General features: G+C 59.7%; 21 protein-coding genes. 8 read left to right on the top strand and 13 right to left on the bottom strand.

Annotated features, from left to right (window positions below; translation table 11 throughout):
• Positions 1 to 69 precede the first annotated feature (69 nt).
• Positions 70 to 1,683, top strand: coding sequence for an EAL domain-containing protein (locus K5E40_RS20215; RefSeq protein ID WP_221732329.1), 1,614 nt, complete (start codon positions 70 to 72; stop codon positions 1,681 to 1,683).
• Here the strand turns inward: K5E40_RS20215 and K5E40_RS20210 are convergent.
• Positions 1,680 to 3,470: a KinB sensor domain-containing domain gene (locus K5E40_RS20210; RefSeq protein WP_221732262.1), complete on the bottom strand. Its 1,791-nt coding sequence runs from the start codon at positions 3,468 to 3,470 to the stop codon at positions 1,680 to 1,682. The genes K5E40_RS20215 and K5E40_RS20210 overlap by 4 nt on opposite strands.
• Positions 3,471 to 3,480: 10 nt before the next feature.
• Positions 3,481 to 4,827 carry a sigma-54-dependent response regulator transcription factor AlgB gene (algB, locus tag K5E40_RS20205; protein WP_047597026.1) on the bottom strand — a complete coding sequence of 449 codons (1,347 nt, stop codon included), beginning with the start codon at positions 4,825 to 4,827 and terminating at the stop codon, positions 3,481 to 3,483.
• Between the two features lie 427 nt (positions 4,828 to 5,254).
• Here algB and K5E40_RS20200 point away from each other — a divergent pair, with 427 nt between their 5' ends.
• The 5 genes from K5E40_RS20200 to K5E40_RS20180 all read left to right on the top strand — a co-directional run bounded on the left by K5E40_RS20200 (position 5,255) and on the right by K5E40_RS20180 (position 9,775).
• Positions 5,255 to 5,539 (top strand): hypothetical protein, encoded by a 285-nt coding sequence (locus K5E40_RS20200; protein WP_221732261.1) that lies wholly within the window; start codon positions 5,255 to 5,257, stop codon positions 5,537 to 5,539.
• Between the two features lie 73 nt (positions 5,540 to 5,612).
• A complete protein-coding gene (locus K5E40_RS20195; RefSeq protein ID WP_003177151.1) occupies positions 5,613 to 5,777 on the top strand; it encodes a DUF1328 domain-containing protein in 165 nt (54 codons plus the stop codon).
• 2 nt (positions 5,778 to 5,779) lie between these two features.
• Positions 5,780 to 6,250, top strand: coding sequence for an inhibitor of vertebrate lysozyme family protein (locus K5E40_RS20190; RefSeq protein ID WP_221732260.1), 471 nt, complete (start codon positions 5,780 to 5,782; stop codon positions 6,248 to 6,250).
• Between the two features lie 714 nt (positions 6,251 to 6,964).
• The gene (gltP, locus tag K5E40_RS20185; protein WP_221732259.1) at positions 6,965 to 8,296 is read left to right on the top strand and encodes a glutamate/aspartate:proton symporter GltP; all 1,332 of its coding nucleotides are present in this window, start codon (positions 6,965 to 6,967) and stop codon (positions 8,294 to 8,296) included.
• A gap of 249 nt (positions 8,297 to 8,545) precedes the next feature.
• The gene (locus tag K5E40_RS20180; protein WP_221732258.1) at positions 8,546 to 9,775 is read left to right on the top strand and encodes a nucleoside recognition domain-containing protein; all 1,230 of its coding nucleotides are present in this window, start codon (positions 8,546 to 8,548) and stop codon (positions 9,773 to 9,775) included.
• A 109-nt stretch (positions 9,776 to 9,884) separates the two neighbouring features.
• On the opposite strand, the gene K5E40_RS20175 is transcribed toward K5E40_RS20180, so the two are convergent.
• The 10 genes from K5E40_RS20175 to K5E40_RS20130 all read right to left on the bottom strand — a co-directional run bounded on the left by K5E40_RS20175 (position 9,885) and on the right by K5E40_RS20130 (position 20,933).
• The gene (locus K5E40_RS20175) at positions 9,885 to 10,526 is read right to left on the bottom strand and encodes an ABC-type transport auxiliary lipoprotein family protein (protein ID WP_221732257.1); all 642 of its coding nucleotides are present in this window, start codon (positions 10,524 to 10,526) and stop codon (positions 9,885 to 9,887) included.
• Positions 10,523 to 11,461: an MlaD family protein gene (locus tag K5E40_RS20170; protein ID WP_221732256.1), complete on the bottom strand. Its 939-nt coding sequence runs from the start codon at positions 11,459 to 11,461 to the stop codon at positions 10,523 to 10,525. Before K5E40_RS20170 ends, K5E40_RS20175 begins: the two co-directional genes overlap by 4 nt.
• A 1-nt stretch (position 11,462) precedes the next feature.
• Positions 11,463 to 12,266 carry an ABC transporter ATP-binding protein gene (locus K5E40_RS20165; protein WP_221732255.1) on the bottom strand — a complete coding sequence of 268 codons (804 nt, stop codon included), beginning with the start codon at positions 12,264 to 12,266 and terminating at the stop codon, positions 11,463 to 11,465.
• Positions 12,263 to 13,411: an ABC transporter permease gene (locus tag K5E40_RS20160; protein WP_221732254.1), complete on the bottom strand. Its 1,149-nt coding sequence runs from the start codon at positions 13,409 to 13,411 to the stop codon at positions 12,263 to 12,265. Before K5E40_RS20160 ends, K5E40_RS20165 begins: the two co-directional genes overlap by 4 nt.
• Before the next feature lie 54 nt (positions 13,412 to 13,465).
• Positions 13,466 to 14,494, bottom strand: a complete 1,029-nt coding sequence (locus K5E40_RS20155; RefSeq protein WP_221732253.1) for a DUF5924 family protein — start codon at positions 14,492 to 14,494, stop codon at positions 13,466 to 13,468.
• Between the two features lie 103 nt (positions 14,495 to 14,597).
• Positions 14,598 to 15,986, bottom strand: a complete 1,389-nt coding sequence (locus K5E40_RS20150) for a pitrilysin family protein (RefSeq protein WP_221732252.1) — start codon at positions 15,984 to 15,986, stop codon at positions 14,598 to 14,600.
• Positions 15,987 to 16,167: 181 nt separating this feature from the next.
• Complete coding sequence (locus K5E40_RS20145) at positions 16,168 to 17,826, bottom strand: Na/Pi cotransporter family protein (protein WP_221732251.1); 1,659 nt, start codon at positions 17,824 to 17,826, stop codon at positions 16,168 to 16,170.
• A 326-nt stretch (positions 17,827 to 18,152) separates the two neighbouring features.
• Positions 18,153 to 18,917 carry a TerC family protein gene (locus tag K5E40_RS20140; protein WP_221732250.1) on the bottom strand — a complete coding sequence of 255 codons (765 nt, stop codon included), beginning with the start codon at positions 18,915 to 18,917 and terminating at the stop codon, positions 18,153 to 18,155.
• A gap of 85 nt (positions 18,918 to 19,002) precedes the next feature.
• Positions 19,003 to 20,310 carry a CitMHS family transporter gene (locus K5E40_RS20135; protein ID WP_221732249.1) on the bottom strand — a complete coding sequence of 436 codons (1,308 nt, stop codon included), beginning with the start codon at positions 20,308 to 20,310 and terminating at the stop codon, positions 19,003 to 19,005.
• A 296-nt stretch (positions 20,311 to 20,606) separates the two neighbouring features.
• Positions 20,607 to 20,933 (bottom strand): DOPA 4,5-dioxygenase family protein, encoded by a 327-nt coding sequence (locus K5E40_RS20130; protein WP_221732248.1) that lies wholly within the window; start codon positions 20,931 to 20,933, stop codon positions 20,607 to 20,609.
• 83 nt (positions 20,934 to 21,016) lie between these two features.
• Here K5E40_RS20130 and K5E40_RS20125 point away from each other — a divergent pair, with 83 nt between their 5' ends.
• The gene (locus K5E40_RS20125) at positions 21,017 to 21,682 is read left to right on the top strand and encodes an NAD(P)-dependent oxidoreductase (protein ID WP_221732247.1); all 666 of its coding nucleotides are present in this window, start codon (positions 21,017 to 21,019) and stop codon (positions 21,680 to 21,682) included.
• A gap of 6 nt (positions 21,683 to 21,688) precedes the next feature.
• On the opposite strand, the gene K5E40_RS20120 is transcribed toward K5E40_RS20125, so the two are convergent.
• On the bottom strand, positions 21,689 to 22,639 hold the full coding sequence (locus K5E40_RS20120) for a choline sulfate utilization transcriptional regulator (protein ID WP_221732246.1): 951 nt from the start codon (positions 22,637 to 22,639) through the stop codon (positions 21,689 to 21,691).
• Positions 22,640 to 22,753: 114 nt separating this feature from the next.
• Between K5E40_RS20120 and betC the strand changes: the two genes are divergently transcribed.
• On the top strand, positions 22,754 to 24,268 hold the full coding sequence (betC, locus tag K5E40_RS20115; protein ID WP_221732245.1) for a choline-sulfatase: 1,515 nt from the start codon (positions 22,754 to 22,756) through the stop codon (positions 24,266 to 24,268).
• The last annotated feature ends 14 nt before the right edge of the window (positions 24,269 to 24,282 follow it).

Genomic DNA, 24,282 nt, shown 5'->3' with positions numbered 1-24,282 from the left:
CGCCCGGCGGTCAGGGCAAATCCGCAATCAGCAGCTATAACTCATTGGTAACTCTTCGGATATTCCATGATGGTTGCTACCCGAGAGACACTGCGTAGCTGGTTTTATCGCCCTTGGTTTTTGGCGATGATCGCGGCTGTCCTCAGCACCTGCCTGTTGATCGCAGGCACAATGTTCATCGCCACGCGGTATGTCGAGCAAAGTGAAAGCCAGGAAATGAACGCTCAGGGCGAACGTTTTCTCGCACGTCTTGAGCAACTGTTCGGCCAGTTGCGCGAAAGCCTCGACGATCTGGAAGCCCAACCGTTGCGCCGTTGCGATGACGAAATGATCGCCACGCTGCAGCAAGTCACCTTCAACTACCGCTTCGTCTACGAGGCCGCCTACAAGGACGCCACGCGCACCTGCTCCAACCGACCACGGCAGGAAGGCCTGTCGGTCGCGCGCCCTCCCGACATCAAAGGCCCGACCTACAGCTATTGGCTGAACACCACCACCGAACCCGATGAAAACCGTGCCGCGCTGATGCTCGGGCGTGGCAATTTTCGTGTGGCGACCTCGCGTGGACATTTGACGGACATGGTTGACCTGTCGCCCGGCAGCAGCTTGCTCGTGGTGCTGGATCATGGCACCCGAGCGATCCCGGTTCTGGGGACGGCTCAGGCCTGGCCACCCGCAGAAACCTGGCCGAAAAAAAGCCGCGATGTTTTGCAAGTCACCCAAAACCGGTTGATCTACCGGATGCCCACTGACAATCCGCAATACCAACTGGTGTTGATCACGCCGAGGAGCGCCATGCACATCCCCGCCATCTGGTGGTGGATGATTCCAGCCTGCGCGCTACTGGGTGCGTTTTTGGGGTTTTTTGTGTTTTTACTGGTGCGCCAGCACCAGTCGCTGGACGCCGAACTGCACGGGGCCATCCGCCGGGGCGAGTTGCAGGTGCTCTATCAACCGATCTTCGACCTCGACAGCCGCAACTGCGTCGGCGCTGAAGCCCTGCTACGCTGGCGCCGCCCGGACGGCACACTGACCAGCCCCGATCTGTTCATCCCCATGGCGGAAAACACCGGGCAGATCCGCCAGATGACCGATTTCGTCCTCCAGCGTTTGCTCGAACAATTGGGGCCGGTGCTGCGCGCCAACCCGCAGTTGTACATCTCAGTGAATCTCGCTGCCTGCGACGTGATGGTGCCGCGCATCGGTCAGGTCATGGCGCGGCTGTTGACGCTGCACCGGGTCGCAGCGCGGCAGATTGCCTTCGAAGTCACCGAACGCGGTTTGATCGATGTGGTGGTGGCGCGGGAAAACCTGCAAGCGTTGCGCGATGTTGGCCATCAAGTGTTGATCGATGATTTCGGCACCGGCTATTGCAGCCTCGCGTACCTGCAAACCCTGCCGGTGGACTGCCTGAAGATCGACAAGGCCTTCATTGATGCGCTCGGCCATGACGCCGCCAGCAGCGGTGTTGCGCCGCACATCATTCACATGGCTCAGGCACTGGATTTGAAGGTAATTGCCGAAGGGATCGAACTTGAGTCACAAGCCGTGTTGCTCAGCAGCGAAGGCGTGAAGTTCGGTCAGGGCTGGCTGTTCGCCCATGCGCTGAGCGCGGTGCAGTTCATTGAACTGATCACCCGTGGGCGACGCCTTGCGGGACGCCGAATGGATGACGAGGCCTAAACCGCCAGCGCCATATAGAACTGCGTGCCCTGCCCCGGCCGCGAATAAACCCCCATCCGCCCGCCATGCAGTTGAACGATTTCCTTGCACAGCGCCAATCCGAGCCCGGCGCCGCCCTTCTTGCGCCCGACCTGCACGAACGGTTCGAAGATCCGCCCTTGCTGACCGTAGGCAATGCCTTCGCCATTGTCTTCGACGCTGATAATCACACGCTCGCCATGACGGCGCGCCTGCAAGCGGATCTGGCCATCGCGAGCAGTGTGGCGCAGGGCATTGTCGATCAGATTGTCGAGCACCCGATCCAGTTGCGCCTGATCGGCCTGCAGATGCGGCAATACCCCCTGCACCTCCACCTCCAATGAGACGCCTTTTTCCGCTGCCGTTTCGGCAAACCGCAACTGCGCCTGCCCCAGCAAATCTTCGATGGAACAGGGCGCCAGCGTCAGCTTCTGCAAACCGTTCTGGTAACGCGAGAAATTCAGCAAGTCATTGATCAACTGCATCAGACGCTGCATTTCTTCGTTGACGGTGTCGAGCAGGTCGGCTTCGCGAGACTCCGCTGGAAACTTCGCCCGCTCACGGAACAAACCGAACGCCATGTGCATGCCCGTGACCGGGGTGCGCAGCTCATGGGACGCACGCAGCACAAACTCGCTGCGCACCCGTTCGAAGGCCCGTTGCTCGGTGACGTCGTGCAACACCATCACTGCGCCCAGGATATGGCCCTGGGTGTGGCTGACCGGCGTCAGGCTATACGTCAGCAAGCGGGATTCACCGTCGACCTCGATGCTCAAATCCTCCGGCGCTCGCTCCAGGGTGCCACCGCGCAACACCAGTTGCAGTTGTGCATCCAGTTCCGGCCGCTCAAGAGCGCTGGCCAAGCCTTGGCCCAGACGGTCATCGTCCCAGCCCAATTGACGCTGGGCTACCGGATTGAGGTGCTCTAGATGCCCGTCACGATCAATCATCAGCAATCCGTCATCGATGCAGTCGAGTACGGCCTGCAACCGTTGCTGGCCGGCCAACAGTTCGTCGACGTTGGTGGCCTGATGCTCGCGCAGCGCTTGCGCCATCAGGCCAAAACGACGGGACAACAGATTCACTTCCATCGCTGTCGATGTCGGCAGGGTCACTTCAAAATTACCCTGACCTATGTTGTCAGCCGCTTTGGCCAATGCCTCGATGGGCGCACCAATTCGCCGGGCAATTGCATGCGCAGTCACGAAACCGATGATCAACACCGCCAGCCCCACCAGCCCGAGCAGGCCAGCGATCAAAAGTGCCCGGTCACGGGCCTCGTGCTGCACCGCGTTGACGTTATCCAGCGCGTGCTTGTGCTCGGTGATCAATCCGTTGCGCAACGTGTTGAAGCGCTCTCTAAGATCACGATTGCCACTGAGTACGTTGGTCGGGTCGCGGGACAGATCGAATGCCTTGAGGAAACTCAGATAGTCCGACTTGGCCTGTTTGAAGCCGTACTCTCTGGCCTCCCCTCCCACTTCTTGCGCAATACCTTCATCCAGTAATTGCAGGTAACGCTGCCTGGACGCCTCGAACGCCGCAGGGTCGGGCTTCTCCGCAAGCATAAGCACCAACTGGTCGCCGAGGGTCTGGCGCAGCTTGAGTCCCAGATCCAGGGTTAAGAAGTTGCTGCTAATCGTCGCTTCCTGAGTCCTGGCCATTTGCATCACACTGACCAGCCCGAGCAGTAGCCCGAGCAAGGCCACAGTAATCAACGCGGAAATACTGAGGAACAGACGCGTGCGCAACTTCACCGCCGGTTTCATCGTCGCGCACTCACAGGTTGTACTGCTTGCGCTTGCGATACAGGGTAGATGCGTCGATGCCCAGGGTTTTCGCCGCTTGATCCAGCGTGCCGGCAGTGGCCAGCACCGCGCCAATGTGGGCTTTTTCCAACTCATCCAGGCTCAGCGCAGCGCCGACCCTTGGCGCATTGTTCGCGGGTTGTTCGGCCATACCCAAGTGAGTGATTTCGACACGCTCCTGCGGGCAGATAATGCTCGCCCGCTCAACGACGTTGCGCAGTTCACGGATGTTGCCCGGCCAGCGATAGCCGAGCAGCGCCTCACGGGCCTCATCGCTGAACCCTCGCGCGGGGCGTGCATACTCTTTGACGAAGCGTGCAAGGAAACGGTCGGCCAGGGTCAGGATGTCTTCGGCACGCTCGCGCAGTGGCGGCAGATGCAGAGTAATGACGTTGAGGCGATACAACAGGTCTTCACGGAAACGGCCATCGCGCACCATGTCTTCAAGATTGAGGTTGGTCGCCGCCAAAATCCGCACATCGGCGCGTCGGGTCACCGGATCGCCTACCCTTTCGTATTCCTTGTCCTGGATGAAGCGCAGCAACTTGGGTTGCAATGTCAGGGGAAAATCGCCGATCTCGTCGAGAAACAACGTGCCTCCGTCGGCCTGATTGACGCGACCCAAGGTGCTTTCGCTGGCCCCGGTAAACGCACCACGACTGTGGCCGAACAGCTCGCTTTCCATCAATTCCGCCGTCAGCGACGGGCAGTTGATGGTCACGCAGGATTTCTTCTCGCGCTTGCTCCAGCCATGGATCGCCCGGGCCAGTTCACCCTTACCGGTGCCGGACTCACCCAGAATCAGAATATTGGCGTCGGTGCCCGCCACTTGCCGCGCGGTCTCCAGTACGACTTTCATCGCCGGGCTGTGGGAATCGAGACCATCCTTGGGTTTGCGAATCTCGCCCTCGAGCGCTTCCAGACGTGCCGAGAGTTGGCGCACTTCCAGTTGCTTGGCAGTGGCCAGACGCAACTGGTCAGGGCTGCACGGTTTCACCAGATAATCGGCGGCACCGGCCTGAATCGCATCAACGGCGGTATCGACAGCGGAATGCGCGGTAACGATGACCACACGCATCCAAGGTGCCTGAACGCGCATTTGCGCCAGCACGTCGAGGCCATTGTCCTCGCCCAGACGCAAATCAAGGAAGCACAGGTCGAACACCTGGCGCTGCAGCAATGCATCGGCCTGAGCCGCGCTGTTGGCGGTGGCCACTGTATAGCCTTCGTCTTCGAGGCAATAACGGAAGGTGCGCAGGATGGCGGACTCATCGTCCACCAGCAGAATGCGGCCTTGATGCTCAGTGGCAGATTCCATTTTTCCTACGCTCCATAGTGATTGGTCTTGAGTTAGTCCCGAAAAAATCGGGCAAGTTGCATGGTTGATTCTGAACGATGCCAGCCATAGGAGGGTAGCTCTCTCATGCCTTTACGGCTAATCCACTGATTTTGTTGATTTTTTAAACAATCACCGATTTGCAGGGCATTCCCTGCGTCCTTTTCTGACATCCACGACCTGCTCTCAATTCAATAAGAATGAAAACTCCTACGAAATAATCGTGCAATCCGCACGACCACAGATGACCCATCGTGCAGGATGCGTCTCGAATTATTTTTCGATCAACTTCAAGCTATTGATTTTATTGGTTTTTTTCCAATCAAAAAACTGGCATGCAGGCTGCAATACCTCTTTCATCCCGGGCAGATCAGAACTGCCCCAACCGAACAAGCGTGAGGAACCCAGGATGACTCGCCAACGTGCCGCCCAAGTGCGTATCTCGCCACTGCATCTCCAGCAAGGCCTGTTTGGCGTACTTGCGCTGTTGAGCACGCTGATCGTGTGCCAGCAATACCTGAGTTGGGAAAACAGCCAGAAGCCTGAGCCGCTGATCTCGATCCAGCACAGCACGCAGAAGCACTTCAGCGCCGTCAGCAGCAGTCAGTCCGAGAGCGCGTCGATGCGCATGATGGATGTCGATCAAGCGCAGCCACTCAATGAGTTGCCACGCGAAGAACGTTGGGTTTTCTGACGGATTAAACAGATTCGGGCGCGACGCGCCGGAACACGCAACATCCCTAAATAGAGAAGTAAGGAGAATCACCATGTTGAGTTGGGCAATTACGTTCTTGATCATTGCCATCATCGCCGCCGTATTGGGCTTCGGTGGTATCGCGGGCACCGCCACGGGTATCGCCAAGATCCTCTTTGTCGTGTTCCTGGTGATGTTCATCGCTTCCTTCTTCTTTGGCCGTCGCGGCCGAGGTTAACGATGAGTGCGCTTGCGTTAAAGACACTGGCAGCCGCCCTGCTTCTGGGCGGCAGTGCCATGGCGATGGCGGCCAATGATGGCCAGACAAGGGCCAACGAGTTGTTGAGCTCCGATGCGCAATACCGGGAAACCTGGGAAGGCGTGGTGAAGAAGGAAGAGCGGCTGCCGGAGTGGGTGATGAACCTCTCTGGCACGCCTGACCAACAGATGACTGCCGTGACGGAAGATGGCGACAAGTATCTGGTTGGGCCTCTCTGCGAATCCGCAGAAAAATGCCTGAACCACCGCTTGATCGTCGCGTTCAGTTTCGACAAGAAAGACGCTTACGCCATGCTCGTCGATGTGCCCGAAGGACTGCCGGCCGACAAGTCGCCAACGCGACATGCCACCTACCGCTTCCTCGGCAAACCCGACGAGGGCATGCAGGATCTGCTGATGGAAACCCTGAAGAAAGATCCGAACTGGTATTAGGTTTCGAACATAAGGGCAGCAGCCCCGCTGCTCTTTATTGCACCTGCCCGAGGAGGGCCGGCGCATGACCAAGGGGCCGGGACGCTCTGACTGTTACAGGGTCGCAGTGACCTACGGGTACAAGGAGTGCCTGCGAGAGGGCCGGGTCAGGGAAAAAAAGCTGCGCCGCAAGTTCGCCAGCCCTCAGTGGCGTGACGGACTTGCGCTGAGCTTTCAACTTTCAAACCGTCAAAACGTTGATCCAGAGCGTCCAGCTCATCTTCTCTATCGCTCACACTGCGCGCGAAAACATTACGCGGTGTTTCCGGGCGACCGTATATCGAGAAAGATACCGTTTAAACAGTAGGACTATTGGTCTTGCAACGTAGGCCTTTTCCGAAGTTTTACGTCGAAATTACTCGATCAAAAAACAACCCACCTTACGCTGAAATGGCCGGTTCACGGCACTTATGCTGGCTTAAATGGCGCAATCGAACCGATTGGGACGCGGGTTTCAATTAAAAAAGCTCATGCCGATTCAGCATAGGGTAGGCGTTTACGGCATTAGACGGCGCAACCTTGCATCGGAATAGTTGCGCCTTTTTTCGCCTGCCGAAGAGCCGTAAACACGCGCTTCAGGGCACCTTATACGGAGGCAGATGCACAGACTTTTCCGCTAAAGAGCGTTCCAGTTCCTGCATGTGCCTGAGTCCAACGCAAGTAAGGGTAAAGATAATGAAGAAGGCAAAACTCAGCCTCGCCTGGCAGATCCTCATCGGTCTGGTTTTAGGGATTGCAATCGGTGCGTTGCTCAACCATTTCAGTGCCGAAAAGGCCTGGTGGATCAGCAACGTCCTGCAACCGGCAGGCGATATCTTTATCCGTCTGATCAAGATGATCGTGATCCCGATCGTCATCTCCTCCCTGATCGTCGGCATCGCCGGCGTGGGCGACGCCAAGAAGCTTGGGCGTATCGGCCTGAAGACGATCATCTACTTCGAAATCGTCACCACCATCGCCATCGTCGTCGGCCTGCTGCTGGCCAACGTGTTCCATCCAGGTAGCGGCATCGACATGAGCACCCTGGGTACGGTGGACATCTCCAAGTACCAGGCCACCGCTGCCGAAGTCCAGCATGAACACGCGTTCATCCAGACCATCCTCAACCTGATCCCGTCGAACATCTTCGCGGCCATGGCTCGCGGCGAAATGCTGCCGATCATCTTCTTCTCCGTGCTGTTCGGTCTCGGTCTGTCGAGCTTGCAGTCGGACCTGCGCGATCCGCTGGTGAAGATGTTCCAGGGCGTGTCGGAAAGCATGTTCAAAGTCACCCACATGATCATGAACTACGCCCCGATCGGCGTATTCGCACTGATCGCGGTGACCGTCGCCAACTTCGGCTTCGCCTCCCTGCTGCCGCTGGCCAAACTGGTGATCCTGGTTTACGTCGCCATCGCCTTCTTCGCCTTCGTGGTACTGGGCCTGATCGCCAAGCTGTTCGGCTTCTCGGTGCTCAAGCTGATGCGCATCTTCAAGGATGAGCTGGTGCTGGCCTACTCCACCGCCTCCTCGGAAACCGTGCTGCCACGCGTGATCGAGAAAATGGAAGCCTACGGCGCGCCGAAAGCCATCTGCAGCTTCGTGGTGCCGACCGGTTACTCGTTCAACCTCGACGGTTCGACCCTGTACCAGTCCATCGCGGCGATCTTCATTGCCCAGTTGTACGGCATCGATCTGTCGATCAGCCAGCAACTGCTGCTGGTACTGACCCTGATGGTCACCTCCAAAGGCATCGCCGGCGTACCGGGCGTGTCCTTCGTGGTGCTGCTGGCGACGCTGGGCAGTGTGGGTATTCCGCTGGAAGGTCTGGCGTTTATCGCGGGTGTCGACCGCATCATGGACATGGCGCGTACCGCACTGAACGTGATCGGCAACGCCTTGGCAGTCTTGGTCATCTCGCGCTGGGAAGGCATGTACGACGACGCCAAGGGCGAGCGCTACTGGAACTCCCTGCCGCACTGGCGCAGCAAGGAAAAACTGCCGGCGGGCGAGATTTCCAAGAACTGATTGCTGAACATTGTGGGGATTGGCTTCTTGTGGGAGTGGGCTCGCTCACGAATGCGCAGTGTCAGTCAGCAGAGGTGTTTCTGACAGGACGCCTTCGCGAGCAAGCCCGCTCCCACAGGGGATTTGAGTCAGAGCCAAGCATTCATTGCCCCCGCCAGTGATGCACAGACAAACCCCGGACAAAATCCGGGGTTTGTCGTTTCTGGCCACCCCGCTATTATTCGCCGCATCTTCCGAGGGATTTGACTGATGCTTAATGGCCTGTGGCTTGGCTTCTTCGTCGTGGCAGCCGTGTCAGCGCTGGCGCAGTGGCTGATTGGCGGTAATGCCGGGATTTTCGCGGCGATGGTGGAAAGCATTTTTGCCATGGCCAAGCTGTCGGTCGAAGTCATGGTGCTGCTGTTTGGCACCCTCACCCTGTGGCTGGGTTTTCTGCGCATCGCCGAGAAGGCCGGCATTGTCGAATGGCTGGCCAAGGTATTGGGCCCGCTGTTCCTGCGACTGATGCCGGAAGTCCCGCCCGGTCACCCTGCCCTTGGCCTGATCACTCTGAACTTCGCCGCCAATGGCTTGGGCCTGGACAACGCCGCCACGCCCATCGGCCTGAAAGCCATGAAGGCACTGCAAGAACTCAACCCCAGCGCCACCGTCGCCAGCAACGCGCAGATCCTGTTCCTGGTGCTCAATGCCTCCTCCCTGACCCTGCTGCCGGTGACGATCTTCATGTATCGCGCCCAACAAGGCGCGCCGGACCCGACGCTGGTGTTCCTGCCGATTTTGCTGGCGACCAGTTGCTCGACGATTGTCGGCTTTCTGTCGGTGGCGTTCATGCAGCGTTTGCGGATCTGGGATCCGGTGGTGCTGGCCTACCTGATTCCCGGCGCGTTGATGCTCGGCGCCTTCATGGCATTGCTGGGGACAATGTCGGCCACCGCTTTGGCGGGATTGTCGTCGATCCTCGGCAATCTCACGCTTTTCGGTCTGATCATGCTGTTTCTGGTGATGGGTGCTCTACGCAAGGTGAAGGTCTACGAAGCATTCGTTGAAGGCGCGAAGGAAGGCTTCGATGTGGCGAAGAACCTGCTGCCGTATCTGGTGGCGATGCTCTGCGCCGTCGGCGTGCTCCGTGCGTCCGGAGCGCTGGATTTTGGCCTCGACGGGATCCGTCATCTGGTCGAATGGGCCGGAGGGGACACACGCTTTGTCGATGCGCTGCCCACGGCGATGGTCAAGCCATTCTCCGGCAGCGCGGCGCGGGCGATGCTGATCGAAACCATGCAGACTTCCGGTGTGGACAGCTTCCCGGCGCTGGTGGCGGCGACGCTTCAGGGCAGTACCGAGACGACGTTCTATGTGCTGGCGGTGTATTTCGGCGCGGTGGGGATTCAGCGGGCGCGGCATGCGGTAGGTTGCGCGCTGTTGGCCGAACTGGCCGGGGTACTCGGCGCCATTGGCGTCTGCTACTGGTTCTTCGGTTAACCACAAATCCCCCTGTGGGTGCGCGAAGAGGGCGTGTCAGTCGACGCATGCATTGCCTGACACACCGCCTTCGCGAGCAAGCCCGCGCCTACAGGGGCTATGTATAAGGTTAAAGTCTGGGTGAGGGCGCGAACTGCTGGCCTTGTTCGACCGCCCACGCCACAACCTTCGCGGTCAGGCGATCACTGGCCTGACCAAACCCGGCGACCACCGCTGGCACCTGCACATCACTCAGCGGTTGGCGCTCTTCAAACCGGCGGCTGGCCAGAATGCGCTGGTCATAGCCACGCACCAGCAACGCATCGACCCGCACGACAACGCTGGCCTTATCGCCCTGATATTCAGTCTGAAACGCCTGCAAATTCCCACCCAGTTCCAGATCCGCCTGGAAGTAGCTGTCATCGGTGCTCAGCAACGTCACCCGGCCATCACGCGTAAAGCCTTCGAGCAGCCGATTTCGCAACAGCACCGGTGCGGGATCGCTCCAGCGTGACGCCTTGTAGCTGCTGATCATGTTGCCCTGTGGAATCACTGCAATGTTCGGCCGGTTCAGCGCTTCGCTGGCCTGCCATTTGTTCAGCCGCAGCGACCAGTGCTGAGTGGCCGCTGAACCGGCCGGCGCAGGCACCTGCGCGGCTGGCAGGCGATAAACGTCCGATGGCTGCGACTGGGGCAGGATCGAGCACGACGCGATCAGCGTGCCGATCAAGGTAAAACCAGCGGCGAAGAGGGCGAGTCGAGTCAGCTTCATGGCGTGAACTCCTTGTTCTTGTCACTGCCCAGCAGGTAACCGCTGGGGTTGGCCTCAAGGCGTTGTGAGATGGCGCGCAGCGAAGTCAGCGTCTCTCGCAATTCACGGATGGCCGGCGCCAGACCATTGAGGCCCTGCAGGCCGTTGTCGAGGGCGTTCTGGTTGTTGCTCAGGAGGCCGTTGATCGTGGCGCTGCTTTGCTCCAGCGACTTCATTGCCTGCTCGGCACTGCCCAGTGCCTGCTTGCCTTGGTCGTTGAGCAAACCGTTGGCATTGCGCATCAGCAGCGAAGTCTGTTCGAGCATGCTGCCGGCCTGTTTGCCGACCGTCGCCAGTTGCTGCATGGCTTGGCGCAGGTCGCCACGCTGATCGTTGATCGAGCCGGTGGTCTGTTCCAGGTGGGCGAGGGTTTTGCTGACGCGCTCGACGTTCTCGGCGGAGAACATCTGGTTGGCGTTCTGCAGCAGCGCGGTGATGCCGCTCATCAAGTCATTGCTGTCATTGAGCAACCGCGAGATGGGCGAGGGCGACGCGACAATGATCGGCAATTTGCCGTCATGGCCACTTAGGCTCGGGCTATTGGGCGTGCCGCCGCTGAGCTGGATGATCGACGTACCGGTAATCCCGGTCAGCGCCAGCTTGGCCTGGGTGTCTTCCTTGATCGGTGTGTCACCGCCCAGACGTATCCGCGCCAGCACCCGGCGGGGATCCTTCGGGTCAAGACGCAGGCGAACCACGTCACCGACCTTGATCCCGCTGTATTGCACCGCGCTGCCCTTGGACAGGCCGCTGACCGCCTCGTTGAACACGACTTCGTAATCCTTGAACTCGCTATCGATACTGGACTTGGCCAGCCACAGGCCGAACAGCAGGGCGCCCGCCACGACAATCACTGCGAACAGGCCGATCAACACATGATGGGCTCGGGTTTCCATGTCAGACCTCGTTGAGCAGTTTGGCGGCGTCCAGCGCCGAGCGGCCGCGGGGGCCGTGGAAATATTCGTGAATCCACGCGTCATCGGTTTCCGATACGACGTCAATCGGACCGGCGACCAGCACCTTTTTCTGCGCCAGCACCGCCACGCGGTCGGTGATGGTGTAGAGCGTGTCGAGGTCGTGGGTGACCAGAAACACACTCAGGCCCAACGCATCGCGCAGGGTCAGAATCAGTTGATCGAATGCCGCCGCACCAATCGGATCGAGACCGGCGGTGGGCTCGTCGAGAAACAGGATGTCCGGATCCAGCGCCAATGCCCGTGCCAGCGCCGCGCGCTTGACCATGCCGCCGGACAGCGACGCGGGGTATTTGTCCGCCGCCGACAACGGCAGCCCGGCCAACGCCAGTTTCACTGCCGCCAGATGCTCGGCGTCGTTGCGGCTCAGCCCGGCATGCTCGATCAGGGGCAGGGCGACGTTTTCGGTCACCGTCAATGAGGAGAACAGTGCGCCTTTTTGAAACAGCACGCCGAAGCGTCGTTCGATCAGCGAGCGCTCATGCCCGGACAGGCTCGGCAGGTTCTGGCCGAACACGTTCACCCGCCCTTCGCTGGGCCGGCGCAGGCCGATGATACTGCGCAGCAATACCGATTTGCCGCTGCCAGAGCCGCCGACCATGGCGAGGATTTCGCCTTTGTACAAATCCATGTCGAGGCCTTCGTGCACGCTCTGGTTGCCAAAGCGGTTGCACAGGCCACGGACTTCGATCACCGCCTCCGAGGGCGCGCGGGGTGGACGACTCACCAGCCCATCTCCATGAAGAACAGCGCGGCCACTGCATCGAGGACGATCACCACGAAAATCGATTGCACCACGGCGGACGTGGTGTGGGCGCCGACCGATTCAGCGCTGCCGCTGACCTTGAAGCCTTCGAGACAGCCAATCGCGGCGATCAGGAAGGCGAAGATCGGCGCTTTCACCAGCCCGACCAGAAAATGCTGAACACCGATGTCCGATTGCAGCAGCGAGAGGAACATCGCCGGTGAAATCCCCAGCGACAACGCGCAGACCACGCCACCGCCGACGATCCCGCAGAGCATCGCCAGAAAGGTCAACATCGGCAGCGCGATCAGCAGCGCCAATACCCGTGGCACCACCAGCAGTTCCATCGGGTCGAGGCCCAGTGTGCGGATCGCATCGATCTCTTCGTTGGCCTTCATCGAACCGATTTGCGCGGTGAAGGCGCTGGCGGTGCGCCCGGCCATCAGAATCGCGGTGAGCAAGACGCCGAATTCACGCAGAAATGAAAACGCCACCAGATCGACGGTGAACACACTGGCCCCAAAACTGGCCAGCACCGTCGCGCCAAGAAAAGCCACCACGGCGCCCACCAGAAAGGTCAGCAACGCCACAATCGGCGCAGCGTCGAGGCCGGTCTGTTCGATGTGCGCGACGATTGGCGTAATGCGCCAACGCTTGGGGCGGAACACGCTGCGAGCGATGGTTTCCAGAATCAGGCCGATGAAGCCCAGCACTTGCAAGGTGTCCTGCCAGACCGTTTCCACGGCGCGCCCGATGCGTGTCAGCAGTTGCACGCTGACGCCGACTTCCGGCTCCTTGATCGGCACACAGAAATCGGTCAGCGAGCGATACACCGTCTGCAGCAACGCGCGGTCAGCCTGGGAAATCGTACAGTCGGGATGTTCAGCGGATTTGCCCAAGCGCTCGGAACCGAGCAGTTCCACCAGCAAGGATGCGCCAGCGGTATCGAGGGCGCCCAGGTCATTCAGGTCGATGGACGTATGGGCGTCGTATTGGCCGTGGAGCTTTTCGCTCAGTTGCTTGAGGTCAGCGTAATGGGCAAGCGTCCAGTCCCCGCTGACTCGCAGGCGAGCAGGGGTGGTCGATGTGTCGAGTTGGGCACTGCCCGTCATCGAGCTGCTGGTCATAAACTCCGTGCTTTTCGGCTGATGAGGCTGGCATACGTAATAGCACGAACCCGACTACTTTTCTTTGATCGCTGTGCTGTCGGTGACTTCAAAGCGCAGCACGCCGATCACCTGGCCGTCCTCGGTCAACACCCGAACCTGCCACTTGCCCGCCGGGTTGCCGGGGAAATTCTGCTTGTGCGTCCACGCCCGGTAGCCTTCCTTGCGCCCGCCATGGATATCGAGAGCAATGCGGTCGACCTCTTTGCCGTTGAACTGCCAGACGTGATAAATCCGCTCATCGAGCCCGCGTGGCGCGTTGATCGCGGTATAGGCGTAGAGGCCACCGCCACGGATCTGTTCGGCGCTGACTTGCTTGAGGCTCGCGCCGGGGGTGCGATCCTGCAACTGCGTGCTGATCGCCACGTCAGTCATCCACAGCGTTGCCGGCGGCACCCACGAGCGCAGCGCCCAACCCACACCGCCGATACCCACGGAGATGCACAGGATCGCCAGCGCATTGCGCACGGTGCGGATCGGGAAGATCGACGCCAGGCTCGGGAACGACAACAGCACGGCAATGCCCAGCGCCCATTTGAAGCTCTGCGACGTGGTCAGGTGCATGATCACCGGCAGTGCAGTCAGCAGGGCGGCGAACAGGGTCAGGGTGTGTAGCGCCAGAAACGCCCAGCGCCGGGGCGCCAGCCATTTGTAGTAGAGCGGATCGATGACGGAGATCAGCGCGGCGAGGCTCAGCAGCCCGGTGAAGATCAATTGGCTGCTGTTCCACGTCGTGGTGATGAAGAAGAATGGCAGAACGAAAAACAGGCTTTCCTGGTGAATCATCTGCGTGGCGTAACGCAGCAGCGGCTGGGGGATTTCCCGTTTGAAAATTCGCGTAAAAAGGCCGGTGAGGGTGTTTTCCAGCATCAGCCAGATCCAGCTCAGCAGCATGATGATGGTGATCCAGCTCGCCAGCCCTTGCTGGCGGTCGACCAGAATGAAACTGCCAACCCCGGAGATGAAACCACCCAACGCAATAACCCCGGGATAGCGCTTCATCAGTTCGAGAATGCGCTGGATGATCTGGGGTATTTTCGGCATTTGGCGATTCACAATAGTCGTAGGAAAAAACCTCGACAGAGTACCGCCGGCGGGGCGGTGTGGCGAGGCTGCCGGTCAGTAAAATCACCACAGTCCCACAGGTTCAGTGTTCGGCAGATTTGCGGCGATTCAGGCGCCAGCCAATCAGGATCAGCAGCAGCACGCCCAACCCACCCGCACTCAGCCACAACACCTGATCATCACTGACCAACGGCTTCTCGATACGCAGATACCCCGGTTGCAGCAACAACTCGCGCATGGCCTTGTTCGCCGTTTCCAGCGTCACGCCTTGCAGTTCGCGGGCGGGATTGGCGAAGCGGCCGTCCTCGTAGTCGCCCAGCGCACTCCAGTAGTAATCGGCCATCGCGCTGTTGCCTTGCACCGCCCAGGCCTGATGGGCGATGGCCGCCTGTTTGATGCGGGCGAAGGTGGCCGGATCGAGACCGTTTTTCAGCAGGTCGGCCTTGATGTCTTCCAGTACCTGAATGGCTTCGTCGACGTCATCGCGATCAAGGTCGGCATTGAGGCTCATGAACCCGACACCCCCAAACACTTCGCGCTCGGCCCACGGCCCATAAGACAAACCATGGTTGAGGCGAATCTGTCGGTACAGCGCCCAGTCGAGGTAGTCCTTGAGGATGTCGAACGTCTCGTCGTACTGACCATCCAGCACCGGCTCCGGCACCAACCAGTGCAACTTGGCGCTGTCGCCGATAAAACCGCGTGTGAGGGTGCGCTCATGGGCCGCGCTGGTGCGGATATCCGGCAACGGCCGGTGCTCACTCGGCTCGACCGCATCAAGCGCGCCCCACGTCCGCTCCAGATAGGCCGGCAGCAGTTTGTCGAGCTCGCCGACGACAATCAGGGTCATGTTGTTCGGCGCATACCAGGCTTTGCGCACCTTCTCCAGTTGCGCCTGGGTCAGAGGGGCGACTTCGGCGCGCTGCGGGCATTTAAGGCCCAGCTCCACCGCCAATTGATTGCTCGCGCTGTGCCCCAGATCCTGGCGATCGAGAAAGCGGCGCAGGCGTGTGTAGTGGCCGCCGTCCTCACGCTCGACCACACGCTTGGCGGCGTTGATCGCGTTGTCGTCGATGCGGGTCTGTGTCATCAGCGCCAGTAGCAGGTCGAGTACCTTGCGCTGGTTTTTCGCCGGGGCTTCGATGACGAAGGTGGTATCGGCATTGCTGGTGAAGGCGTTCCAGTCACCGCCCAGGGCCTGCATGCGCTCTTCGAGGCCACCTTCGCCAGAGGCGTCAATGCCACTGAACAGCAAGTGTTCAAGCAGGTGCGGCAGCTCTTTTTCACCGCAGTCAAAATCGTCAAGACCGACGCCGACCACCAGCCGGATCGCGACATGCCCGCGCTCGGTGCCGGGTTTGAGCAACAACTGCAAACCGTTGGGCAGCGCATAACCTTCGACCTGAAAACGATCCAGGGCCAAGGAAGGGAGTGAACCGAGCAACAGACAGGCGAACAACAGGCAACGCATAACAGGCTTCCGTACGGCTGATTTGGAGATCCGTGTCGCTATTCAGGCCGCCCTTCGCGAGCAGGTCGAATCGTCGCACCGTCGCTCCCACAAGGGAACGTGTTTCAGAGGTGGGAGCGAGCCTGCTCGCGAAGGTCTTAAGGCTGAATCAAAGTTACTGACTAAACCCAGCCGCAGACGTTCAAGGCGAATGCGTAATGTCGGCCATTTCATCCGCCGCCAGCGCACCGGTGTCCGCCGTTTCCAGCACCACATAAGCGCTGCTGCAAAACAGTGAATTGAGCCGTTTCATGTCGGCGATCAGCTCCAGGTGCAACGAACTGGTTTCAATACTCTGCACGATCTTGCGTTGCAAACGGCTGACGTGCGCATGGGCCAAACGGCGTTCCTGTGCGCGGAAGCGCCGTTTCTCGCGCAGCAACTGGCGAGCGCTTTCCTTGTCGCCGCTGAGAAACACCGACAACCCCAACCGCAAGTTGGCGATCAGTTGCTGTTGAAGCCCGGCCAGGTCCTCCAGCCCTTCCTCGGAAAACGAACGTCGTTGCGAGGTCTTCTGCTGCTGGACCTTGCGCAGCATGCGCTCGATCAAGTCACAGGCCAGTTTGAGGTTGATCGCCAGTTCAATGATCTCCGCCCAGCGCCGACTGTCCTGCTCGCCGAGATCCTCGCGAGGCATTTGCGCCAGGTACAGCTTGATCGCGCTGTACAGCGACTCAACGTCATCGGTCATCCGACGCATGTCCTGGGTGATCGCCGTTTGCTTGCCGCGCAGCACATCGAGGGTCGCGTCGAGCATGTTGTCGAGCAGATCGCCCATGCGCAGGGTTTCGCGGACGGCGTTGGCCAAGGCCAGGCTTGGCGTGACCAGCGCGGTCGGGTCGAGGTGACGCGGTTTGGCGGTGCCGTTGACCTCAGGCCGTTCCGGCAGCAGCCAGGCGCACAAACGCGCCATCGGCCCGACACTCGGCAGCAGGATCAGACAGCGTGCGGTGTTGTAGAGCAGGTGGAAGCCAATGACCATTTCCTGCGGGCTGAAATCCAGACTGTCGATCCAATGCACGAGTGGGTCGAGCACCGGGATGATCAACAGCAGGCCAATCAGTTTGTACAACAGGCTGCCCAGCGCCACTTGCCGCCCGGCAGCGTTCTGCATGCTGGTGCTCATGAACGCCAGAATGCCACTGCCAATGTTGGCGCCGATCACCAGGCCAATCGCCACCGGCAGACTGATCACGGCAGCGCCGGCCAAGGTAGCGGTCAGCAGCACAGCGGCGAGGCTGGAGTAGGAAATCATCGCAAACAGCGCGCCGACCAGGGCGTCGAGGAGGATGTCGCCGGTCAGCGAAGCGAAAATCACCTTCACCCCTTGGGCGTGGGTGATCGGTGCAGCGGCCTCGACGATCAGTTGCAGCGCGAGAATGATCAGCCCCAAACCGATGCTGACCCGGCCCATTTGCCCGAGCCGCGTCTGTTTGCGCGACAGAAAGAAAATCACCCCAAGGAAAATCAGCAATGGCGACAGCCACGACAAGTCGAACGTCAGCACCCGCGCCATCAGTGCCGTACCGACATCGGCGCCGAGCATGGTCGCCAGCGCCGGCGTCAGCGCCATCAGGCCCTGGCCAACGAAAGAGGTGACGAGCATCGCCGTCGCGTTGCTGCTTTGCACCATCGCCGTGACGACGATGCCCGCAACAAACGCCAGCCAGCGCTTGGACATGTTCTGACCGATCACATGGCGCAGCTGGGTGCCATACACCCGCAAGATGCCGGTTCGAACGATGTGCGTGCCCCAGATCAGCAGGGCGACGGCAGAAAGAAGATTGAGCAGGGTGAGCATGCAGACCCCCTGTAATGGCAGCGCCCCAGAGAGGCAAGTTGACGGTACCGCGCGGTTTCTACGTTCTGATACTTAAGCTGTAGTTGGCTAACGGTCTGGGCGCCAGCATTGCACAGCTAAAACCATGATTGAAACAAAAGTGTCATGAACAGCGCTTCACTGACACCCTCCCTGCTGGAGTGAGTGTTAGCCAACGTACAAAACAAATGTGGGAGCGGGCTTGCTCGCGAAGGCAGTAGATCAGCCAACATTTTTGTCGACTGATACTCCGCCTTCGCGAGCAAGCCCGCTCCCACAGGGGTATTGCGTATTGCTGGACGACCGGATTACTGCCCCGGAATGTCCTTGCGCAGTTTCACCGGATCTTGCTGCTTCTTTTTGGCCATCGCGCCGCGCAGTTTGATGTTGATCGCTTCCACCGCCAGCGAGAACGCCATGGCGAAGTAGACGTAACCTTTGGGTACGTGCACATCGAACGATTCAGCGATCAGTACCGTACCGACCACCAACAGGAACGACAGCGCGAGCATCTTCAGCGACGGATGTTTGTCGATGAATTCGCTGATCTTGCCCGACGCCGCCATCATCACCAGCACCGCGACGATGATCGCTGCAACCATCACCGGGACATGGGACACCATGCCGACCGCCGTGATCACCGAGTCCAGCGAGAAGACGATGTCGATGATCGCGATCTGAATAATGGTGTAGAGGAAGTTACCGCCCTTGCCCGAAGGCTCGTCGCCGCTTTCGTCTTCACCTTCCAGCGCGTGGTACATCTCCTGCGAGCTTTTCCACAGCAGGAACAGCCCCCCGAAGAACAGGATCAGGTCACGCCCGGAGATGCCCTGGCCGAACACTTCGAACAGGTCGGCGGTGAGGCGCATGACCCAAGTGATCGACAGCAGCAACAGGATCCGCGTGATCATGGCCAGGCCAAGACCGAAGATCCGCGTGCGCGGCTGCATGTGTTTGGGCATGCGGCTGACCAGGATCGAAATCATGATGATGTTATCGATACCCAGGACAATTTCCAGGGCGGTCAGGGTAAAGAAGGCAACCCAGATTTCGGGGTTGGTCAGCCAATCCATGTGTATTCCTTTGAGCGTGTGTTAAACCGAAAAAAGTCCTGGCTTCAAACCACGAAGCCAGGACCGCAAACGGTGAGTCTTGGGCTTATAGAGTGCTGAACACCGGGAAAGTCCCGAGCAGCAGTGCAGCAATCAGAATGCAGATACAAACCAGGATCGCCCATTTGAGGGTGAACCGCTGGTGGTCGCCAAAATCAATCCCGGCCAGGGCCACCAACAGATAGGTCGATGGCACCAGCGGGCTGAGCAAGTGAACGGGCTGACCGACGATCGAGGCCCGGGCCATTTCCACGGCGGTGATGCCGTAGTGACTGGCGGCTTCGGCCATCACCGGCAACACGCCATAGTAGAACGCGTCGTTGGACATGAAGAACGTGAACGGCATGCTCACCAGTGCCGTGATCACGGCCAGGTAAGGACCGAGGAAATCCGGGATCACCGCCAGCAGGCTCTTGGACATCGCATCGACCATGCCGGTGCCCGACAGGATACCGGTGAAGATACCCGCCGCAAAGATCAGCCCGACCACTGCCAGTACACTGCCGGCGTGGGCCGCGATGCGGTCCTTCTGCATTTGCAGGCAAGGATAGTTGACGATCATGGCAATACTGAACGCCACCATGAACAACACCGGCAGCGGCAACAGGCCAGCAATCAGGGTGCACATCAGGCCGAAGGTCAGGGCGCCGTTGAACCAGATCAGCTTCGGACGACGGGCGTCCGGAAACTGCGAAACGCTGATTTCGCTGTGATCGATCTCGTCGTCGATCAGGTGCAACTCACCCAGACGCGCTCGCTCACGTTTGCCGTAGAAATAGGCAATGACCAGAATCGCCACCACGCCGGCCGCCATGGCCGGAATCATCGGTACGAAGATGTCCGACGGGTCGACGTGCAACGCACTGGCAGCACGGGCGGTCGGGCCGCCCCATGGCGTCATGTTCATCACACCACCGGCAAGGATGATCAGGCCGGCCATGATTCGCGGGCTCATGCCGATGCGGCTGTACAGCGGCAGCATGGCGGCCACGCAGATCATGTAAGTGGTCGCGCCGTCACCGTCGAGGGAAACGACGAGCGCCAGTACGGCGGTGCCGACCGAAACTTTCAGCGGGTCGCCCTTGACCAGTTTGAGGATCTTGCGCACGGCCGGGTCGAACAGACCGGAGTCGATCATCAGGGCGAAATAGAGAATGGCGAACATCAGCATCACGCCGGTCGGCGCAAGCTTGGTGATGCCTTCGAGCATCATCGGACCGATCTTCGGCGCAAAACCACCGAACAGAGCAAAAAGGATCGGGATGATGATCAGAGCGATCAGCGCGGACAGGCGCTTGGTCATGATCAGGAACATGAACGTGATGACCATGGCGAAGCCAAGGAAAGTCAGCATGGGAATACTCCAGGCGTAGCGCGGCTAATTGAATGAGCGGATCGGACGGGATCAGCGCAGAACGGGGAGCACGAGACGTACGGACGGAGTGACAGCGCGGAGGCGGGCTACAGAGGACATCAGAATCACCATTGTTGTTGTTAATTGGGCCTTGCATGCGAGCAATCACACGCGTTGGCCAACCGGTCTGTTGCCGGCAGTGGGGGCGATCCTAATGGGGGAAGCTTTCAGCCAGCTTTCGCGGGTGAAAGCTTTGAGTGAACGGTCAACCGGCCCGCCGAATGCGGCGGGCGTCATCAAAAAACAGCCAGATTCAGCGGCCTCATGGCGCCCATCCAGATCGCATGCTCGGTGTGATCAAGCAAATCATCGCCCGTGTCCGGGTGCAAAAACACCACCAAGCCTTGGCGATTGAGTGCCAGCCACGGCAGCACGTCGCCGATCAGCTCCGGGCCGAAGGCTAATTGGCAACTCCAGTCCGGGTGCGGGCCGACCGGGCGTTCGTGGACGCGGCCCATTTGCAGTGCAAACAACTGCGCAGCCCGCTCGCACAAGGCCCGCGCCCGTTCAAGGGTGCTGGCATCAAAATAGACATGGGCGTGGTAACCCTTGATCGCTTGCATCGCAAACCCTCGAAAATCGGTTCGAACCCTTGTCGTTACGCGTATGTCACACGCCATACAAGGGAAAACAAAAGGGATCAGCCATGAAAAATGCCGAAACCCCGGTGGTCAAAGTGGTGCTCTATGGTGCCATGAGTAGCCTGGGCGGCGCGTTGATGGCTGAGTTGCTGCGCCGACAGCACGAAGTCATCGCTATTCTCGACGACCTCACCGCGCTCGCGCCGCGCCCGGGTCTGCGCACCAAGAGCGGCGATCTGTTCGATTCAGAGCGGGTCAATCAAAGTGTCGCCGGCAGCTCGGCGGTCATCTGTTTGCTTGATGCGCCGGGTTTGCCGTTCAGCAGCGAACAAGTTGAACGCACGGCCCTGCTGGGGCCGGTCGAGCAGGTATTGGCGGTGGATTCGCTGGTGGATGGCCTGCAAGCGGCCAATGTCTCGCGGCTGTTTCTGGTGGGCGATTTTGCCGTGCTCGACGAGCCGGATCGGGATGATCGCCTGCAACGCCACGCTGCCGAAGAAATCCGCGAAGCGCTGCAGAGCAGTCCGCTGAAGTGGACGCTGGTCAATGCGCCTCACAGCTTAGCGGGGTTGACGATTGAGCATTTCAACCAGGTCAGTAGCAGTCTGGAGGCGGGACTGGCGCAACCGCTGGAACGCCTGAATCGCGTGGCGGTAGGGATTGCCGATGAGCTGCGCTTGAATCTGCATGTGGGCCAGCATGTAAATTTTGTGGCGTCTTCGGATTCGTAAAAATCTTCAAACCGCAATCGACGCAAATCCCAACCCGCTCAGAGACTCAACGCTGCCGGCCTGCTCCGCCATCAACCAATCGACAAACTGCTGAATCAACGCCCCTCGGCGTTTGCGCTGCGGCAGCACCACGTAATAGCCGAGGCGCGACAACGTGGTTTCGGCGATGGGTCGGCACAGCAAACCTTGGGTCAGCAAGTTATCCACAAGGTGCCGCCAGCCAATCGCCACGCCCTGGCCACCAATTGCCGCTTGAATCATCAGGGTGTAATTGTCGAAACGCAGTTGCCCCGGGGCTGGCGGCGCAGTGATGCCAAGCTCGCGGAACAGCCCGCTCCAGTCGAACCAGTTGCTGCTGTTTTCACCACGCAGGTGCAGCAACGGGAGTTCCAGCAACGTGTCAGCCGGTAAGGGTAACGAGCGATCCTTGAGCAATTGCGGACTGCACACCGGGAACACTTCCTCGCTGAATAGCCAGTGGCTTTCACCCTGTTTGAACCGCCCGTCGCCAAACAGGATGGCCACGTCGATGTCGGTGCGCAGCATATTGTGGTTGCGCTCGCTGGTGACCAGGCTGACGTCAACGTGGGGATTGGCTTCATGGAAACGGTGCAGTCGTGGCATCAGCCAATACGCCGCGAAGGCGAAGTCGGTGGCGACTTGCAACACCTCATGCTGCTGTTGGGCGCTGATTGCGCTCAATCCTGCATCGATATTCTGCAAACCGAGCTGAACCTGTTCAAAAAGAATCGTGCCGACCTCAGTCAGTTCGATGCCCCGGTAGATGCGATCAAACAGGCGCGTGCCGAGCTGTTCCTCAAGCCGTTTGATCTGCTGGCTGATCGCCGGTTGCGTGGTGCCAAGCTCTACCGCGGCGGCGGTAAAACTGCGCTGACGGGCGGCGGCTTCGAAGGCGCGGAGCAAGTCCAGAGACAAATCGCCAAGGGCGTCATACATAAGCTGTGCTTATCCTAGTCATTGTCCGGCACGGGCTTTACCGGATAGCGCATGGACTCCATGCTCGATTGCAGCAATGTCGCATAAATATTCACTATGGAATGCCGCGATCACATGAAGCGCAAGAATATTCTTTTCATCATGGCCGATCAGATGGCCGCGCCAATGTTGCCGATCTATGGCCCATCGCCGATCAAACTGCCGAATCTTTCGCGCCTCGCCGCCCAAGGCGTGGTGTTCGATGCCGCTTACTGCAACAGCCCATTGTGCGCACCGTCGCGCTTCACCCTGGTCAGCGGCCAATTGCCGAGCAAAATCGGCGCCTACGACAACGCCGCTGATTTCCCCGCCGACATCCCGACCTACGCCCACTACCTTCGCCGTCTCGGCTACCGCACCGCGCTGTCGGGCAAGATGCATTTCTGTGGCCCCGATCAGTTGCACGGCTACGAAGAACGCCTGACCAGTGATATCTATCCGGCCGATTACGGTTGGTCGGTGAACTGGGATGAGCCTGACGTGCGGCCGACCTGGTATCACAACATGTCTTCGGTGCTGCAAGCCGGGCCCTGCGTGCGTACCAACCAGCTCGACTTCGACGAAGAGGTGGTGTTCAAGGCCCAGCAATATCTGTTCGATCACATTCGCGAGGACGGCGATCAGCCGTTCTGCCTGACGGTGTCGATGACTCACCCACACGATCCGTACACGATTCCCAAGGCCTTCTGGGATTTGTACGACGATGGCGATATCCCGCTTCCGACAACGCCGGCTCAACACGCACTCGACCCGCATTCGCAACGTCTGCTCAAGGTTTACGACCTGTGGGACAAGCCGCTGCCTGTGGATAAGATTCGCGATGCACGGCGCGCCTACTTCGGCGCTTGCAGCTATATCGACGCCAACGTCGGCAAACTCCTGCAAACCCTTGAAGAAACAGGGCTGATGGACGAAACGATCATCGTCTTCTCCGGCGACCACGGGGACATGCTTGGCGAGAAAGGCCTCTGGTACAAAATGCACTGGTACGAAATGGCCGCCCGCGTCCCCCTGTTGATCAGTGCGCCTGGCCAGTTCGAGGCCGGGCGCATCAGCGCTGCCGTGTCGACCGCAGACCTGTTGCCAACCTTCGTCGAACTGGCCGGCGGCACGCTGGAGCCGGGCCTGCCGCTGGATGGCCGCTCGCTGGTGCCACACCTGCAAAGGCAGGGCGGCCATGACGAGGTATTTGGCGAGTACATGGCCGAAGGCACCATCAGTCCGCTGATGATGATCCGCCGTGGCGCCTGGAAATTTATCTACAGTGAAAGCGACCCTTGCCTACTCTTCGACGTAGACAACGATCCGCGCGAGTTGGAAGAACTCAGCCAATCGCCGCAACATCACCAGCTATTCGACGATTTTCTCGCCGAGGCACGGGCCAAGTGGGACATGCCGGCGATCCACCGGGCCGTCCTCGCCAGCCAGCGTCGCCGCCGTTTTGTCGCCGATGCATTGACCGTCGGCAAGCTGAAGAGCTGGGATCACCAGCCTCTGGTCGACGCCAGTCAGCAGTACATGCGCAACCACATCGACCTCGATGATCTGGAACGCAAAGCACGTTACCCACAACCCTGCCAAAACCAATAACGTTAAGGGGAAGT

This window comes from Pseudomonas baetica (assembly GCF_019733355.1).
In the GTDB taxonomy this organism is placed as follows: domain Bacteria; phylum Pseudomonadota; class Gammaproteobacteria; order Pseudomonadales; family Pseudomonadaceae; genus Aquipseudomonas; species Aquipseudomonas baetica_A.
Note: the sequence above shows the minus strand (reverse complement) of the source record. Positions and strands in the feature narration are given on the sequence as shown.